The sequence below is a fragment of the Vibrio sp. M260121 genome (assembly GCF_036533715.1).
In the GTDB taxonomy this organism is placed as follows: Bacteria; Pseudomonadota; Gammaproteobacteria; order Enterobacterales; family Vibrionaceae; genus Vibrio.
Genome location: NZ_JATABF010000010.1, coordinates 76,778 through 93,477 on the forward strand (window position 1 = coordinate 76,778; position 16,700 = coordinate 93,477).

At 45.6% G+C, this 16,700-nt stretch carries 12 protein-coding genes; 7 read left to right on the forward strand and 5 right to left on the reverse strand.

The features are described 5' to 3' along the window. Nucleotides 1-391: 391 nt before the first annotated feature. The 5 genes from uhpT (at nt 392) to manA (ending at nt 6,755) form a co-directional block, all read left to right on the forward strand. A complete protein-coding gene (gene uhpT / locus QTO06_RS08265) occupies nt 392-1,789 on the forward strand; it encodes a hexose-6-phosphate:phosphate antiporter (protein ID WP_331407405.1) in 1,398 nt (465 codons plus the stop codon). 170 nt (nt 1,790-1,959) lie between these two features. Beyond that, nucleotides 1,960-2,568 (forward strand): transcriptional regulator UhpA, encoded by a 609-nt coding sequence (gene uhpA, locus QTO06_RS08270; RefSeq protein WP_331407406.1) that lies wholly within the window; start codon nt 1,960-1,962, stop codon nt 2,566-2,568. Further along, complete coding sequence (uhpB, locus tag QTO06_RS08275) at nt 2,568-4,067, forward strand: signal transduction histidine-protein kinase/phosphatase UhpB (RefSeq protein WP_331407407.1); 1,500 nt, start codon at nt 2,568-2,570, stop codon at nt 4,065-4,067. Before uhpA ends, uhpB begins: the two co-directional genes overlap by 1 nt. Before the next feature lie 5 nt (nt 4,068-4,072). Continuing rightward, nucleotides 4,073-5,413: an MFS transporter gene (locus tag QTO06_RS08280; protein ID WP_331407408.1), complete on the forward strand. Its 1,341-nt coding sequence runs from the start codon at nt 4,073-4,075 to the stop codon at nt 5,411-5,413. A 118-nt stretch (nt 5,414-5,531) separates the two neighbouring features. Continuing rightward, a complete protein-coding gene (gene manA, locus QTO06_RS08285) occupies nt 5,532-6,755 on the forward strand; it encodes a mannose-6-phosphate isomerase, class I (protein ID WP_331407409.1) in 1,224 nt (407 codons plus the stop codon). Between the two features lie 70 nt (nt 6,756-6,825). Here manA and QTO06_RS08290 read toward each other — a convergent pair whose 3' ends face one another. From QTO06_RS08290 to QTO06_RS08305, 4 genes are read right to left on the reverse strand one after another with little or no spacing between them, the layout of a single operon-like run. Further along, a complete protein-coding gene (locus tag QTO06_RS08290) occupies nt 6,826-7,482 on the reverse strand; it encodes a potassium channel family protein (protein ID WP_005446913.1) in 657 nt (218 codons plus the stop codon). Next, a complete protein-coding gene (locus QTO06_RS08295) occupies nt 7,479-8,600 on the reverse strand; it encodes an AI-2E family transporter (protein WP_331407410.1) in 1,122 nt (373 codons plus the stop codon). The genes QTO06_RS08290 and QTO06_RS08295 overlap by 4 nt, the downstream gene beginning before the upstream one ends. Before the next feature lie 29 nt (nt 8,601-8,629). Further along, nucleotides 8,630-9,643 carry a DUF2955 domain-containing protein gene (locus QTO06_RS08300; protein ID WP_331407411.1) on the reverse strand — a complete coding sequence of 338 codons (1,014 nt, stop codon included), beginning with the start codon at nt 9,641-9,643 and terminating at the stop codon, nt 8,630-8,632. Continuing rightward, nucleotides 9,633-10,754, reverse strand: coding sequence for an HlyD family secretion protein (locus QTO06_RS08305; RefSeq protein WP_331407412.1), 1,122 nt, complete (start codon nt 10,752-10,754; stop codon nt 9,633-9,635). The genes QTO06_RS08300 and QTO06_RS08305 overlap by 11 nt, the downstream gene beginning before the upstream one ends. A 160-nt stretch (nt 10,755-10,914) precedes the next feature. Here QTO06_RS08305 and QTO06_RS08310 point away from each other — a divergent pair, with 160 nt between their 5' ends. Together QTO06_RS08310 and QTO06_RS08315 are read left to right on the forward strand one after the other, a co-directional pair. Further along, nucleotides 10,915-11,928, forward strand: coding sequence for a helix-turn-helix domain-containing protein (locus tag QTO06_RS08310; RefSeq protein WP_331407413.1), 1,014 nt, complete (start codon nt 10,915-10,917; stop codon nt 11,926-11,928). A gap of 541 nt (nt 11,929-12,469) precedes the next feature. Next, entirely contained in the window at nt 12,470-13,732 is a 1,263-nt protein-coding gene (locus QTO06_RS08315; protein ID WP_331407414.1) for a hydroxymethylglutaryl-CoA reductase, read from the forward strand. 123 nt (nt 13,733-13,855) lie between these two features. Here QTO06_RS08315 and QTO06_RS08320 read toward each other — a convergent pair whose 3' ends face one another. Continuing rightward, a complete protein-coding gene (locus QTO06_RS08320; RefSeq protein ID WP_331407415.1) occupies nt 13,856-16,324 on the reverse strand; it encodes a hypothetical protein in 2,469 nt (822 codons plus the stop codon). Nucleotides 16,325-16,700 lie beyond the last annotated feature (376 nt).

The following is a 16,700-nucleotide window of genomic DNA, read 5'->3' on the forward strand; positions in this document are numbered from 1 at the left end:
AATACCAAGGATTATTTTAGTTTAAGCACAAACTTCCGGGCTGTCATTAGTCACAATCCAAGTGCAATTTGATAATGAGAGACGACTCACTCTGAACAGAAGAGCCAACGCACATTGACATTCAACATAGATCATTGCCTGTTCAAGAACTTGCCAATTCACGCCACAGATATGTTCTATTCACTTTTAAAGCACTATTTAAAGCGCTATTTATACTTCTATGAATGTGATGATTTTCACGCTTTCTTAATCAGCAATCGTTTTCTAGGAATTTTTCCTAGTCGATCTAAGCCCTCCTCTCATGTAGTTAAAAAGAGGACTCTCTACAATCGCCAGCAGTTAAAAGAAAGCGAGCACGCAAGTGCATCACACTAATACAAGAGAGTTCACGATGTTAAAATTCCTTGAACAAGTCCGGAAGCCTACCCTAGACCTTCCAGTCGAAGCGCGTAGAAAAATGTGGTTCAAACCATTTATCCAATCTTACCTAGTGGTATTTATTGGCTATTTGACGATGTACCTGATCCGTAAAAACTTCAACGTCGCACAAAACGACATGATTTCTACTTACGGTTTGTCGATGACCGATCTAGGTTTAATTGGCCTGGGTTTCTCGATCACTTACGGTATCGGTAAGACCGTGGTTTCCTACTACGCCGATGGTAAGAACACCAAGCAGTTCCTTCCTTTCATGCTTATCCTTTCTGGTCTGGCAATGCTTGGTTTCAGCTTCAGCATGGGCGGTGGCAGCGCAAGCTTGTTCTTGATGGTGGCGTTCTACGCACTAAGTGGTTTCTTCCAAAGTACTGGTGGTCCTTCTAGTTACTCGACCATTACTAAGTGGACGCCTCGTAACAAGCGTGGTTCTTACCTAGGTCTTTGGAACATGTCTCACAACGTAGGTGGCGCGGGTGCTGCTGGTGTGGCTCTGTTTGGTGCAAACTACTTGTTTGACGGTCACGTGATCGGCATGTTCGTGTTCCCTTCTATCATTGCGATCATCGTTGGTTTCATCGGTATGCGCTATGGTAACGACTCTCCTGAAGCCTACGGTCTAGGTAAAGTAGAAGAGCTATTTGATGAAGCAGTCAGCGAAGAAGACGAAGCGGCTGAAGGCAATCAAATGACTAAGAAAGAGATCTTTGTTGAGTACGTTCTGAAAAACAAAGTGATCTGGCTACTTTGCTTCGCAAACATCTTCCTTTACATCGTGCGTATCGGTATCGACCAATGGTCAACGGTTTACGCATACCAAGAACTTGGTCTATCAAAAGAAGCAGCAATCTCTGGCTTCACCCTATTCGAAGTGGGTGCGCTTGTGGGTACTTTGATGTGGGGTTACCTGTCTGACCTTGCAAATGGTCGCCGTGCGCTAGTGGCTTGTGTTTCTTTGGGTTTGATCATCGTATCACTTGAGTTCTACCAACACGCAACCAGTGAGTTCATGTACCTAGGGTCACTATTTGTTCTTGGCTTCCTAGTATTTGGTCCTCAACTGCTTATCGGTGTTGCTGCGGTTGGCTTTGTTCCTAAGAAAGCAATTAGTGTGGCAGACGGCGTAAAAGGCACATTCGCTTACCTAATTGGTGACAGCTTCGCGAAGTTGGGTCTAGGTATGATTGCAGACGGTACACCAATCTTTGGTCTAACGGGTTGGAAAGGCACGTTCGCTGCCCTAGATACCTCGGCAATGATTTGTATTGTTTTGCTTGCCTTCGTTGCTATCGCAGAAGAGAAAAAGATTCGTCAAAACAAGAAGAAGCTTGAAATGGCAGAAAACCAAGCTTAATCAACCAGCGCGCTTTGCCAGTCTAAGCGCGCGAGATCATTAAATAAACTGGGTCAATTTAGTATCATTGTAGGTTTTTATTGAGCTCTCTATATCAAAGGTGCCAAAGGATTGGCCAATTGGTATTGAGCTCATTTTCGTTTGTGTATTGCTGAAGTTTGGTATTTAAGATGATTAACGTAGCGCTTGTTGATGACCATGTCATTGTTCGTTCTGGATTTGCTCAACTGTTGAGCCTTGAGACAGACATGAATGTTGTCGGTGAATTTGGCTCGGTAGCGGAAGCTCGAGTGGGATTACCTGCGTGCAAGCCAGATGTGGTTATCCTAGATATCTCGATGGCAGACGAAAGTGGGCTTACCCTACTCTCCGAAATCCCTTCAGGCATTGCTTGTGTCATGCTTAGCGTGCACGACTCTCCCGCAATGGTTGAAAAGTCACTTAAACTCGGCGCAAAAGGTTACCTAAGTAAACGTTGTAGTCCTGACGAGTTGATTCAAGCTGTACGAACCAGTGCTTTGGGCGGTTGTTATTTAACGCCTGATATTGCGTTGAAGCTCGCGACACCAAGTGACAAAGCGGCAACGCTGACTCAACTGACTCGCCGAGAAAACGAAGTGTGCCAATTATTGGCTCGTGGTTTAGATGTGAAATCAATCGCCACTGAACTTGGCTTAAGCCATAAAACCGTTCACGTTCACCGTGCAAACGCCATGGATAAGCTTGGCGTAAAGAACAACGTTGAACTCGCCAAACTGTTCTCGCAAGAGTCGTTTTAATGCGTAGCTACACCATCACCTCCATTTGCGGTTTATTCATGACAGGATGCTCGTGGTTCTGTCTGTGGGTGATCGCTTATTACTTTGTGAACGATGCGGAGCTCGCGATCTTGTTGTTCCCCTTTGCGTTGCGTTTGGGGCTAACACTGCACACGCGTACAAAGTATTGGGCAACGATTTATCTCGCCGAATGGGGATTGACCGTTGCTCTTGCTCTACTTCTTGAACAGCCGCAATGGCTAATGGTGTTGGTTGCCAGCTTCCTGAGCATGCCGGTTGTTTACCTTGCTAAGCGTTATTACAAAGGCGATCAGAACCAGCATTTAGCGGTTATGGCGGTCGTGTTGCTCGTGACGTCTTGTATTAACGTACTAGCGGTTGGTTATCATGTCCAATCTGTCTACATGGCATGGTTAGCTAGCATTGCTGGCGGTTTGTTAGTTCTGCCAATGTGCTATTTGCTTTGGAACTATCTCTTCCAAAGCCCTTGGTCACCGCTGACCTCGAATTTGTTAGCCAACGAAGTTCAGTTCAAAGTTCGTCATATTCTGCTTTATAGCGTGCTGTTGATTGCCAGCATTTTGGTTCAAACCAGCTTGCCTGATGAACTGGCTCGATTTGCACCTTTCTGTATGGCGATCCCAATCATCGTCTTGGCACTGCGCTACGGCTGGCAAGGTGCACTGCTTGCGACCATGTTAAACAGTATTGCCTTGATCGCTGCGCGAAGCGGTGTTTCGAATCTGGAAATTACTGACCTTCTGTTGTCCCTTTCGGCGCAAACCTTAACGGGCATCATGCTCGGTTTAGCGGTACAGAAACAAAAAGATCTTAACCAAAAGCTTCGTGGCGAATTGTCGAGAAACCAAACCTTGTCCCGACAACTCATTCAAGCGGAAGAGTCGGTGCGTCGTGACGTGGCAAGAGAACTGCACGATGAAATTGGTCAGAACATCACAGCGATCCGTACACAAGCGAGCATCATTAAGCGCGTTGATAACGCAGAAATGAACACACGCTGTGCCGATATGATCGAAAACCTATCACTTAATGTTTATGACACAACTAAGCATTTGCTGAGCAAACTACGCCCGAAAATGCTCGATGATTTGGATTTAAAAGATTCCGTTCACCAGTTAACCCGTGAAATGGAGTTCGACAATCATGGCACTCGCGTTGTGCTTGATTGGCAAGGTGACTATGAGTCTCTGGGCGACACGCTAAAAGTCACCCTATTCCGTTTATGCCAAGAAGCGTTAAACAACGCAGCTAAATACGCGAATGCGACGTCTATCGTTATCGAGCTATCTATTGACGAGAGTATTTCGTTGAACATCGCTGACAACGGTATTGGTTTCAAAACCGAAGACTGCATGAAAGGCATGGGCGTTCGCGGCATGCAAGAGCGCGTGCAAGCGCTTGGCGGCAAAATGTATATCTACTCTTTGAACGATCATGTGGATGGCACGCAAATCGCCATCACATTACCTAAGGTGTAACGAGCATGTTTGGATTATTTCAGTCTCCGAGCTACAACCAAGCTCCCCTTAGCAAAGACCAGGTGGATGAACGCTATCGTTATTGGCGTCTACACATCATGCTGGGTATGTATCTTGGTTATGCCGGCTTTTACTTCACTCGTAAAACCTTCAACTACGCTGCTCCCGCGATGATTGCTGATTTAGGTTTAGATAAAGCCGATATCGGTATGATTGGTACGCTTTTCTACATCACCTATGGTTTATCGAAGTTTATCTCGGGCACCATTTCTGACCGTTCTAACCCTCGCTTTTTCATGGGTGTCGGTTTAATCGCGACGGGCCTTATCAATATCGCGTTTGGCTTCTCTAGCTCTTTGCTTGCACTCGCTGCACTTTGGGTGATGAACGCTTGGTTCCAAGGTTGGGGTTGGCCTTCGTGCTCTAAGTTACTTACGACTTGGTATTCGCGCTCAGAACGTGGTTTCTTATGGGCAATTTGGAACACCGCCCATAACGTAGGCGGCGCTTTAATTCCCCTACTCGTTGGATTTCTTACATTCCATTACAGCTGGCGAGAAGGCTTTATCGTACCGGGCGTTATCGGCGTCATTCTTGGTGTCATTGTTTGTTGGCGCTTGCGAGATAAACCGACCACTCAAGGACTGCCAACGGTTGGTCAATGGCGTGATGACAAGTTAGAACTGGCGCAAGAAAATCACGGGCAAGGTCTGAGTTATAAAGAAATCCTCAAACAATACGTGTTCAACAACAAGTACATTTGGTTGCTCGCATTTAGCTATGTACTGGTTTACATCGTGCGCACCGCCATCAATGACTGGGGGAATTTGTACCTGACAGAACAACACCACTACAGTCTAATCAACGCTAACGCTGCACTATCGATGTTTGAAATCGGTGGCTTTGTTGGTTCTCTAGTGGCTGGTTGGGGATCGGATAAACTGTTCGGTGGTAACCGAGGTCCAATGAACCTCTTGTTTGCCGCAGGTATATTCTTATCTGTCGCTGCGTTGTGGTTGATGCCGTTAACCAACTTCGCATTCCAAGCTGCTGGGCTATTCTCGATTGGTTTCTTCGTATTTGGACCACAAATGTTGATTGGAATGGCAGCAGCGGAATGTTCACACAAAGATTCCGCTGGTGCAGCAACGGGCTTTGTTGGTTTGTTTGCCTACATGGGTGCCGCACTTTCTGGCTACCCATTGGCATTGATTCTTGAAGAATACAGCTGGACTGGATTCTTTATCACCATCTCGGTATGCGCAGCCGTTATTGGCTTGCTGTTGTTACCGTTCTTGCAGGCTCAACCTTCAAGAAAGCCGCTCGCTCCCAAGCTTAGGTTGTAGACACCTGATTGTAGAAGCGACTTCTACACCTCTTAGGGTGAGTTAACCACTCACCCGCCCAATCTCCACTATTTTTTGCTTCCGATTCAGTTCGGAGGGTTTTCTACGGGTAAAATTCATGAATTCGAATACTATTTCATCAAAATGCTTCTTCAAAATGGACAATAAGATCCAAAACTACGACTGGGGAAGCCGCACGGCTATCCACGATTTGTTTGGCTTTGCTAACGAAGCTCAACAACCTCAAGCCGAGGTTTGGATGGGTACGCATCCGAATGGTTGCTCTATCGTTAAACAAGGAAGTACTGCCGCTTCGAGTACAACTGTTTCATTATCAGAATTGATCAATCAGGATCCGTCAGCGTTTTTATCCCAAAGCACGGCAGAAGCCTTTGGTGACCTACCTTTCCTATTCAAGATTCTTGCAGCAGATAAAGCCTTGTCAATTCAAGTGCACCCAAACAAGCAAGATGCTGAGATCGGTTATGCAAAAGAACAACAACTAGGCGTACCGTTGAATGCATTCAATCGGAATTACAAAGATGCCAACCACAAGCCAGAACTGGTTTACGCCCTAACGGACTATCAAGCAATGAACGGCTTTCGTCCATTTGATGAAATAATCGCTGAGTTCCGCCTGTGTGACATTCCTGAAATCAACGGCTACTTAGAACAACTTGAGCGCAATCCCAACCAAGAAGGGTTGTGTCAGTTCTTCGTAGAGATTCTTTCCATGGAAGAAGCACGCAAGGCTAACGCAGTGGATCACTTATTAAGTTACGCAGCAGCCAACCTAGTACGCCCTGTGTGCGAATTGATTTTAGACCTTGCTGCTCAGTACCCGAATGACGTGGGTTTGTTTGCCCCATTACTGCTGAATGTTATTACGTTAAAACCCGGTGAAGCCATGTTCTTAAGCGCAAGAACGCCTCATGCTTACATTAAAGGCACCGGTCTGGAAATCATGGCGAACTCAGATAACGTACTTCGCGCTGGTTTAACACCAAAACACATGGATGTGGAAGAACTGGTTAAGTGTACCGACTTTATTCCAAAACCGATGAACACGCTGCTAACCAAAGCAGAAATCAAAGGGTGTAAGCATAACTTCCCTGCTCCTGTACAAGACTTCAAATTCTCTGTGTTCCAAGAGCCAAAAGATCAACAAGTTGAGATGAGCAGTGCGGAAATCTTAATGCCGATCGATGCAGACGTAACGCTTCTTGCAAAAAGCGGCGAAACATTAGTGCTTGGTAAAGGGCAATCGGCTTTCATTCCTGCTTATGTGGGTAGCTACACGATCCGTTGTGAAGGTCGCGTTGCTCGTGCATTTAACGGCTAAGTTCATTTCCTCTTAAAATAAGAATGGCGGAGACTTTTCACCTCCGCCATTCAAACCATTCATTTGTTTGCTAACTCTGTGCTTGAGCCAAACGAATACTCACCAGACTTGCCACCATGATGGCTAAGTAAAAGCTCCCGACTATCGCTTCAAAGAAAACGAAGAACTGAGCCACTGGAACCGTTGGTGAAATGTCACCATAGCCCACTGTCGTTAATGTGATAAAGCTAAAGTACAAAGCATTAAACAAGTTCGACAGCCAAGGTTTTGCTTCTAATCCAGTGAAAGAGCTTGGGAAAAACTCCAACACCAACAAGTAAATCACCGCCCACGCAAGCCCCAGTAGCAGATAGATACAAATCGAACCGATGATGTGGTTTGTCGTGACCGACTTGGTCAAAACCACCTGCTTTAGCGCCGAGTATATATGTGAAAACAAGAACACCAATAACGCACCTAGCGTCAAAATGGACAGATCTAAATGCTCTAAAAACGACATACCATAGGAGATGACGGCCACAATCAGTAACACACCATACCATGTACGATTGGATTTGTTCTTCTTGTTGATGCCTGCAATCGAAGCGCCTAGCGTCACCACCAAAAGAGCAAGAACAAATTCCTGCCCATCTGGATAAAACTGATGCATCACAGCACAGCCGAAAAACAACGCAATGAGTGCGAAAAACAAAAAGTAAAAGTTATCTTCCCTGGTCATCGGTTTCATGATGCTACCTCTACTTTGTCTTCCTCCTTCGCTTTATGGTCAATGCTCAATGCTTTGTTTTCTTCAGTGTCATCTTCATCTAACCAGTTCACCATTAACTGGTAAGTCAGACTTAGAACCACGGCGCCAACGAACAGACCGACGATACCAGACATTGCCATACCACCCAGTGCACCCAGCAGTGTCACAAGCATTGGAGTGTCAGAACCACGGCTTAGAAGTACTGGTTTCAGTACCGCATCACTCGCGCTCACCAAGATACACCAGACTAGGAAGATGCCAGCAACCAGTGTCGATTCGACGCTAAACACATAAATAATCGCAGGAATCAATGCTAGAATCGGCGGCAACTGAACAATCGCAATCAGAATCACAGCAACCATCCAAAGTGCAGCAGCAGGAACGCCGACCGCGACCATACCAACACCTGCCATAACAGATTGAATTAACGCGACACCAATTACGCCTTGCACCACACTTCGAACGGTCGATTTTGAAAGATCAATCAACGCTTCGCCTTTCTTGTTGGTTAGACGGTCAGCCAACTTGGTAAAGCCTTTCTGGCACACTTCAGCATTACTCATGAACGCACCTGCAATCATGGTTGAAATAATGAACTGAATGAATCCACCACTTACGGAACCAACGATAGATGCGGCTTGAGAAAGAAAACCTTTCACTTGCTCACCATAATTAACCAAGAAGCCTTCCAGATTGGTCGATGCGTAGTTAATTGCAACGAACAGCTTGTCGCCCACGACAGGGATCTCTTTTAAGCTTTCTTGTGGCTTAGGTACAACTAAAGTGCCATCTTGCAACCCAGTGACGACCTCAGTACCACTGGTGTAAAGGCCAGATGAAAGAGCAATCAGTGGAATCAGAAGCAACAAGGCGCCTATCGTACTGAGGAGCGCACTCGCCTTGCCTTTGGAAATACCTAAGCGATTATGAAGAGACATCATGACTGGGTAGAGCGCGATAGCAATAATGCCACCCCACACAACCAGCATAATGAATGGTCTGAGGATAGAGAAACACCACCAGATCAGTAACGCTACGGCTCCGATCTTGATTGCGGCGTCTATCGCCTGTTTAGAGAAATCATTTGAAGCTTTCATAGCGTTACCTTTTCACTGTAAGTTAAGTGTTATGTTTGCAAAAACTTCCATTGTCGGGTTTCCAGAAAGAGTGAGGCGACAATCATGTATGTCCCAACCATCACCAACTGGAAGATTCGGATAAATGTGTTGCTGTCGATGTCGCCAGAGCTCATCAACGTACTGCCGATCAGAACAAGTAGCGTACTGAATGCAGTGGCGAACACCGGCGCCTTCTCTGGCACTGTGTATATCTTGGTTCCTATCACTACAGCCAACAAAGCGATGAAGGCGGTGTAAAACCAAATGTTCGGAACAATCGCTAGGATAGAAAACGCGAGGATGGCGAGTACACCACCGATTCCGTTACTGATGATCAAGAACGCGCTCAATTTGACGGACTTCTCTGAAGTAATCATCAAAGACAACAGCGCAACGAACATCATGGTGAGCAAAGCTTCTGAGATTTGAAAAACAAAGAAGAAGCACACCAAGGGAAAGGAAATCAACATTGCTCTGAATGCTGCATTCCAACGTTGTTTTTTGCGTATTGGCGGCTCTGCGTAACCTTCAAATTTACTTTCAGGTTCCGGTAGATAAATGTGCATCAGGGTGTAAATGAATACCGCCACCGCCCCTGATGTTGCCAAGCCACCTGCGAGATAAATTGACATTGCTGGGTTGCCTATCGCCATAAATGGCAACATAAGCACCGCTATCATCAATATCGTCGCAAATAAATTCCACTTAGGGTCTGTAAACAGGTAGTAACCCCATATCATCATTAACCCAACGGCCAATAACAGAATGATTGGGAATTGCGTAATGCCACCCGACAGCAGCAACCCTAGCCCCATTGTCGCAATCATTGCTAAAAGCAACTCATACACGGTTTCTTTGTGGGCTTTTGGTTTGTCCACGAGAAACTTCGCGGTGAACACTGGCGCGACAAACGCCAGTGACCAATTCAACCAAGCCGCAAGAAACACTGCCAGCGCGACACCAAAAGTAAAACGTAATATCCGGCGTTGCGTGGCGTTATCAATGCTCACGTTAACGGACATAAGACAATACACTCAGTAGACGAATCCAAAGTTTGCCAACCGCGTTAAAGATAAAGTTATCGCTGCTGTAGACAATCACGTCTGCTTGTCCACCAACGCGTAGCATTCCCGTTACTTCTTCACGATCAAACTCGATAGCGATTGGTAACATTTGCGTTTGGCGTAACCAGCCTGTTTGTTGGTTGGCTTGCGCGAGCTTACCCGCTTGTTGGTTTTGTCCCCAATCGACACCCCAGTCGATGCTGCTGACTTTGCCTTTGATGACCTTACCTGGAGCGAAATCCAATGCGATTTCCACCTCATCACCAACGCTCACGTTGCCTAGACTGTTTTCTCGGAAATAAGCCTCAATCCAGATGTCTTCTGTCGATACAAACGTCATGATTGGCTGGCCTGCTGAAGCATAGAAACCTTCGGTCAAGCTGAAGTTTGAAACACCACCTTGAGTTGGCGCTCGAATCACAGTACGTTCTAGATTCAGTTGAGCTTGCTCAAGTGCCAGCAATGCTGCTTTGACTTGGCTGTTTTCTTCACCTTCTGCGCCAAGTTGTTGTTTCGCTTTTTCAAGATCCGCTTCTGCATTTACTACGTTCGCTCTTGCGGTTGCCAATGCCGCTCTTGCTTTGTCAGCGTCTGATTTCGACACCACACCTTTCTCTGCCATCGCAAGAATTCGATTGCCTTGAGCTTCGGTGTTCTGACGTTCTACTATCGCGGAAGTCAATCGCGCTTGAGCGGAAGCAATAGAAGCGGTTTGCGCTCCAACGTTTTGGCCAGCGATCTCTAAATTCTCTTCCGCTTGTTTTACTGCTATTTCGTAATCAGACTTGTCTAAAATGGCCAGCTCATCACCTTCTTCCACCAGTTGATTCGGGCGAACTCTAATATCTAGAACGTTACCAGAGACCTGAGGTTTAATCGGAACAATGTAGCCTTTTACTCGTGCATTATCGGTTACTGGGATAATCCGATCTGCCACAATACTGAACCCGAGCATGACGACAATAAACAAAATGAGATAGTTAGTGACCTTCTTCACCTTGTCGTTTTTACTTGCCTCGTTATTATCCGCCACTTCCGTTGGCTGTTGTTGTTTTTCGTTCTCGGACATGTTTTCCCCTTGCCATTGAATAGATTGAACATTTTAAGAATATACCGTCCTGCTCAACCTTCAATTAATTGAATAATAAATAGCGAGCTATATCTAAAACCGTGCGTTATGCGCTAAGATTGGTTGAAGGTCACTTGGGCATACATGGAGTATTCGCTTAATGCCAAATCAAACGTTTCATCTACCTGTCATTCAGACTAACTATGCTCGAATCCTAGTTGAAGTCTTTGCTGACTATGGCTTGGACAAGCATAAGCTACTTAGTGACGCTGGCTTACCTGCGGACTTATTCCAAACCGAGAGCGACTACATTCCGTCTGAATCGATAAAACGTTTGATTCATCTAACCTCTTCTCAACTTGGCGTAACGAAATTCACCGACTTATTGGTGTTAGTTTTTCGTCGCCGCGTTATACCCAATGTCTTGCATCAGTTTGTACCATTTAAAACCATCGGCGATTCAATGCAGCACATTGATGAAATCTTCAGTTTAGACTCGCCTGGCAGTAACGTTTCTTTCGAAACCCATCATGGCCACGCCTGGTTCTGTCGATATTCGGAACAGAAAGACACGCAAATCGCTAACTGGTCTGAAGCATTTGCTGTGATTTACATCATTGAGCTCATTAGCATTTTGACCAAAACTGCTTGGTATCCAAGCAAGGTACGCCTGCAAGGCAGTAACAGCGATATCGTAAAAAGTGTTGTTCCTAGCCAATGCCAGATATTTGTGGGTCAAGAGAAAACCGGCGTTTACATTCCCGCGGACATTCTTAACGTACCAATCCAAATATCGGACTCACAGTTAGGCGCTGAACCAAGTCAGATCCAGTGGCATACAAGTTTTACCGATAGCGTGTTTGAACTCCTGCGCCCTTATGTGCGAGAGCGTAATTTGTCGATAGAAGAAGCGGCTCAGTTGCTAAGCTATTCTGTTCGAACCTTACAAAGAAAGTTAAAGAATGAAGGGACTTCTTTTCGACATATTAAAGAGTCATTGATGTTCTCTGTTTCTTGCGAATTGATGGAAGAAGGACACTCTCTCACTTATATATCCAATCAACTTGGCTACACCAGTATTTCGCACTTTTCGCGCGCCTTTAAAAGAGTGTCCGGGTTATCTCCTAAAGTGTATAAACAGTCGATTGCGCTGAACGCATCCAGCACTTCGTGACGTTATACTGCTCAGTCCATTTGAGGCTTGGTACTTGGTAATTGTTTGAGCTTGGCTTGCATCAGTGTTGCGAGGTCAATTTCATCACACAGCACTTCTACGTCCTGAACTCGAAAGTAAACAATCATACGTTACCCTCAATTGAAAACGTGGGGCTATTATGCCGTGGCGCAAACCAAGTTATTTACCATTTTACGCCACCCGACCACATTCTAATCTCATTATTTGAAGTCTCAAATTAGAGTAGTTCGCCCACTTTGCACAATTTTTACAATAAGAAGAAATTCGGTGCTTTGTTCATTTCGTTTTACTTCTCAGTCCGGTTTCCATCTTGGCTTTTATCTAATTTTCAATAACCTACCGCATTCGTTAGGACAAATGTCGGTTTTGTCAGCCAATGGATAACGCTCTATCTATTGGTCAAGCCGAATGTTCACGAGTTTGAAGCTGAGCAGCCTTTTGTTGCAAAACGTATACGCGGGATTGTAATCACGTTTTGTATCACTACAATTCCAAACCAAATGAATAAAGAAACGTTTGTATGCCGAAATTAAATTTAGACAGCGCAAGGAATAGCTCTGCACTCTCTGATAATGAAACCTGCGAAAAAGTACAATCGGCATTAGAACCGAAATACCACAAGCCAGAAAAGAAACTTTGCCTCAGTGCGGGTCTAACGGAAAAGCACATTGAACGCCGTTGGAAAGTACTCGAGTCGATGACGGACAAAGATCTTCTGCTTGATCCTTTCACACAATCGCATTTCGACCAATATGCCAACAACATTGAGCACTTCATCGGCACAGTTAACGTCCCTGTCGGTGTTGCCGGGCCTCTACGAATTAACGGCTTGTTTGCGAATGACGACTACCTAGTACCACTCGCAACAACCGAAGCCGCTCTCGTTGCCTCTTATAACCGCGGCGCGAACTTGATTACCGCAGCTGGTGGCGCAAGTACGCTTTTGATCAGCGAAGGCGTGAGTCGTACTCCCGTGTTTGGTTTCCAATCACTTGCAGAAGCAGCGCAATTCGTCAGTTGGGTGGTCACTCAATACGATATCTTCCGTAAAGAAGCGGAATCCACCACCACGCACGGCAAGCTTAAAGACATCAACGTCAACATCGAAGGTAATCATGTTTACTTGGTGTTTGAATACGTGACGGGCGACGCGTCTGGCCAGAACATGGTGACCATCGCAACACATAAAGTGTTCCATTACATTCTTGAACACAGTCCAGTCGCACCTGTTGATGCTTATCTTGACGGTAACTTGTCTGGTGATAAAAAAGCCAACGCCCACACTTTACGCTCTGTTCGCGGTAAAAAAGTCTCAGCTGAAGTGACGATTCCTGCGGCTTTGGTCGAGAAATACCTGCACACCACACCAGAGGCGATGGTGAAATTTGGCAAAATGAATACCGTTGGTGGATTACTAAGCGGCACTATCGGTATCAATGCACACTACGCCAATGCCCTCACCGCTTTGTACATCGCATGCGGACAAGATGCCGCGTGTGTTGCTGAATCTGCGGTTGGTATTACTAGAATGGATGTGGATTCTCACGGCGACCTGTATACGTCAGTCACTTTACCAAACATTATGGTTGGCACCGTTGGTGGTGGTACTGGCTTACCAACGCAAAAAGCGTGTTTGGACATACTTGGCTTGCACGGCAATGGCAAAGCAAAAGCGTTAGCAGAAGTCGCTGCTGGCCTCTGCTTGGCTGGTGAGCTTTCCATTGTTGGCGCATTCTGTGCCGATCATTTTTCTAGAGCACATCATAAGCTTGCGAGAAAATAAGCCATTGAGCCTAATTCGTTAAAACAAAAAGCCGCGCACTCGTGTTAATACAATGAGTGAGCGGCTTTCTGTTTAAGCTCTTGTGCTTATTTCGTTATTGATACTTCAAGCACCGTCGCTTTTTTACTCAGGTAGCGGTGGTATGTATAAATCCACAGTATCGACAAAATACGTACTCCACATTTCGTTCATACTCGTATCTGCATACTCGTCAAAGATAATAACTGCAGCGCCATATTCACCTTTGAAGTAAGGCGCAATCAAACGAACAAAATCGTCTCCTTTGCTTAACCTTAAATAACCTTCTGAGGTGATACTCCAATCCCAACCGAGGTTTTCAGTATTGCCCTCGGCTTTCCAAGTCTCACGATCGGCCATACCGCCTTCATAGATGTCCCAGAAACGAACTTCGACTCCGTTTCCTTTGCGTCTCGTTAGTCTTGAATCGACAACGTCATCCGCCGTTAATGGTTGTAGGCCACCACAGTTTGTTAGCTCCGACGCCAACAACGCGGCATTGACTGATGCACCGGTCGCATTAACCTCGCAGTAATCGTAACCCTCACTGCGGCTCACGCCACGGATAGACTCACCAATCACTCGCAACCATATCGCTTGTTCAGACAGTCCTTCTTCGAGCCAACCGTCGACCAGTTCGTCTAAGTCTTCAATATAAGGACCGACGTACTCAGGGTAACCAGTGTAATTGTCGTTGATTAAGGTACTGTATTTTTGTCCACCATCGTTAAAGGTGTAGTCATACCCTTCAATTGCAAAGTGTTGCCATTCAACGTGAGTACGAATATCTGTCTCTGACCAATAGGTTTTCACTTCGTCCCAACGGTTGAACATCATACCATCGCCATTCTCATCGACTTTCTTAATCGCGTTCGCTTCATCGAGAATATATTTGCCACCCACACTCGTTTCGATTTTCTGACTGTCTTCGTTGACACCCTTGGTATAGGTATATTCTTCCCAATAATTGACTTGGTATTCGAAGCTAACTGAACCATCCCAGTTCCAAACTGGGCCTGCTTTCGTGTATGACTCGGAGCCATCGGCATTATTCATACTTGTTGTCGTTTCATTAACTGAACCGTCTGCATCCCAATCATGCATGATGACTTCTTTGTTACCACCATCCACATAGTCCCATCGTTCACGAACTTGCGCATAGGTGGCCGCTTCTAGAGGAACTGCAGCGTCTAGGTCGTACTCTTTAAATTCACGAGATTCGTAATCATAACCTGCCGTTGTTTCTTCTACCTCAACCATGGTTTGAAGTAAGTCCACACCAGACATATCGCCGGCCATGACCGCTTCTGCAAACAAATCCACCGTGCTGTAACTTAACTCGCGTTCTGGGTCATCTGTAGTGACGCTGTCACCACCAGAATCGGCAGGGTTGGATTCATCAACGTAACGGGTAAATTCCCACTGACCGCGAGTCTCGCCCTCATCTGCGACACCGACATCATATACATGGCTGGTGAAATCAAACTCGCCATCGAAGTTCAAGTCTGCTTTAAGCGTTATCTTGGCCGTGAAAGTACCGTCATCGAGGTTCTGCACCGCTTCTTCTGTGAAGGTACTGAACACCGTTTTTACGCCGGCTCGTTCATAATACTCTGTAGCCGTGGCTTGATAGGTCAACGTGTTCGCGGTTTCATCGACGATCTCCGTTTCACTGCCCTCTACCGTGAAGTCCAATGAGATGTCCATGTTGTCCGGCGTACCGTAGTAACTGTCTGTATACGAGTAATGGGTCACCTTACCATCGGGGTATTCATCTTCTAGCTCTTCGGCAACTCGCTCATCCGATACGCGTTCGTCGACTTTACTTTCAGCTAGTTCGAGAATTTCGCCTGTGTCGCCTTCAGCGATAAAATCCCCCATCAAACGGTCTTTAAGTTCTTCATCGGTCAAGGTGCTATCTTCGAGCTCTTCTTTTAACTCGTCGACTGCATCGTCAATTGCTTGGTTCACTAGGCTTCCAAGTGCAACAAGCAGTGCTGCTATTTCCTCATCACTCAACTCATCGAGGTTTTGATCTTCCAGAACGGCGCTTACTCTAGACGTCAGCTCTTCATGAACTTGGGTAGTAAAAGGGTTAATAACCTGACCATCAAGTTCGCCATCTTCAAGATCATCAAAGTCGGCTTGTGTTAAAGGTGGCATCCCAAGAACAATGGCGTGTCCATCTTCAGCATCTTCAAAGACCTTCTCTGCTTCATTGGTAGCGATTTTCTGCTCTAACTCTTCCATCGTGGTTGGGGGTTCAGTCCCCACATCGACAGAGGCGTTTGTTAACTGAGCCAAAATCGGCACACCTACTAAGGCGTCCTTTTGTGCTTCTGAAATTTGAAATGAATATGTACCATCAAGGCCAGTATTTGCCTGTGGTTCATCGGCGTCTGGCTCACCATCTCTATCGATGTCCATCCAGACTAAAGCGTTATAGATGTACCCATCCACGACGGTACCATTAAGTGTGTACGTTTGACTGGCGCTCTCATCATTGTCATCACTGCCACACGCAGCGACCGTAGATGCAATAAAAACAGCGAGCATAGTTTTGCGAGCTTCCATGTGTGCTCTCCTATCCAACATTTATGGTGCAGCTATTACCTCTCCTCTTTACTAGCTGCGGATTGAACTGTGTCGAACTCATCGACCCGGTAAATGTTAGCTATTGATCGCATTTGTTTGTGCAATTTATGTACAATCGTGAACTTATTCACGTTTTATGCAACTTAATTAATAAATCGATCAGTAAAGTAATCACTCTGGCATGTTTTTTTAGATCCAATTGCCTTAAAAGCTCACAACCACCAAACTAACTGTTATATCATTATGAAGTCAGAAGTGATTTCTGACATGTTATCCCGTGCAATATTTCTACTTATTCAAAAAAGTTTCACATTTTATTTGAATTCGATCACAACAGGTTAGCAGCAATACTATT

Excerpts from the sequence above, each read along its gene's own strand:
- uhpT (WP_331407405.1), top strand. The coding sequence starts at position 392 with ATGTTAAAATTCCTTGAACAAGTCCGGAAGCCTACCCTAGACCTTCCA.
- uhpB (WP_331407407.1), top strand. The coding sequence starts at position 2,568 with ATGCGTAGCTACACCATCACCTCCATTTGCGGTTTATTCATGACAGGA.
- QTO06_RS08295 (WP_331407410.1), bottom strand. The coding sequence starts at position 8,600 with ATGAAAGCTTCAAATGATTTCTCTAAACAGGCGATAGACGCCGCAATC.
- QTO06_RS08305 (WP_331407412.1), bottom strand. The coding sequence starts at position 10,754 with ATGTCCGAGAACGAAAAACAACAACAGCCAACGGAAGTGGCGGATAAT.
- QTO06_RS08300 (WP_331407411.1), bottom strand. The coding sequence starts at position 9,643 with ATGTCCGTTAACGTGAGCATTGATAACGCCACGCAACGCCGGATATTA.
- QTO06_RS08310 (WP_331407413.1), top strand. The coding sequence starts at position 10,915 with ATGCCAAATCAAACGTTTCATCTACCTGTCATTCAGACTAACTATGCT.
- QTO06_RS08320 (WP_331407415.1), bottom strand. The coding sequence starts at position 16,324 with ATGGAAGCTCGCAAAACTATGCTCGCTGTTTTTATTGCATCTACGGTC.
- QTO06_RS08280 (WP_331407408.1), top strand. The coding sequence starts at position 4,073 with ATGTTTGGATTATTTCAGTCTCCGAGCTACAACCAAGCTCCCCTTAGC.
- QTO06_RS08290 (WP_005446913.1), bottom strand. The coding sequence starts at position 7,482 with ATGAAACCGATGACCAGGGAAGATAACTTTTACTTTTTGTTTTTCGCA.
- manA (WP_331407409.1), top strand. The coding sequence starts at position 5,532 with ATGAATTCGAATACTATTTCATCAAAATGCTTCTTCAAAATGGACAAT.
- uhpA (WP_331407406.1), top strand. The coding sequence starts at position 1,960 with ATGATTAACGTAGCGCTTGTTGATGACCATGTCATTGTTCGTTCTGGA.
- QTO06_RS08315 (WP_331407414.1), top strand. The coding sequence starts at position 12,470 with ATGCCGAAATTAAATTTAGACAGCGCAAGGAATAGCTCTGCACTCTCT.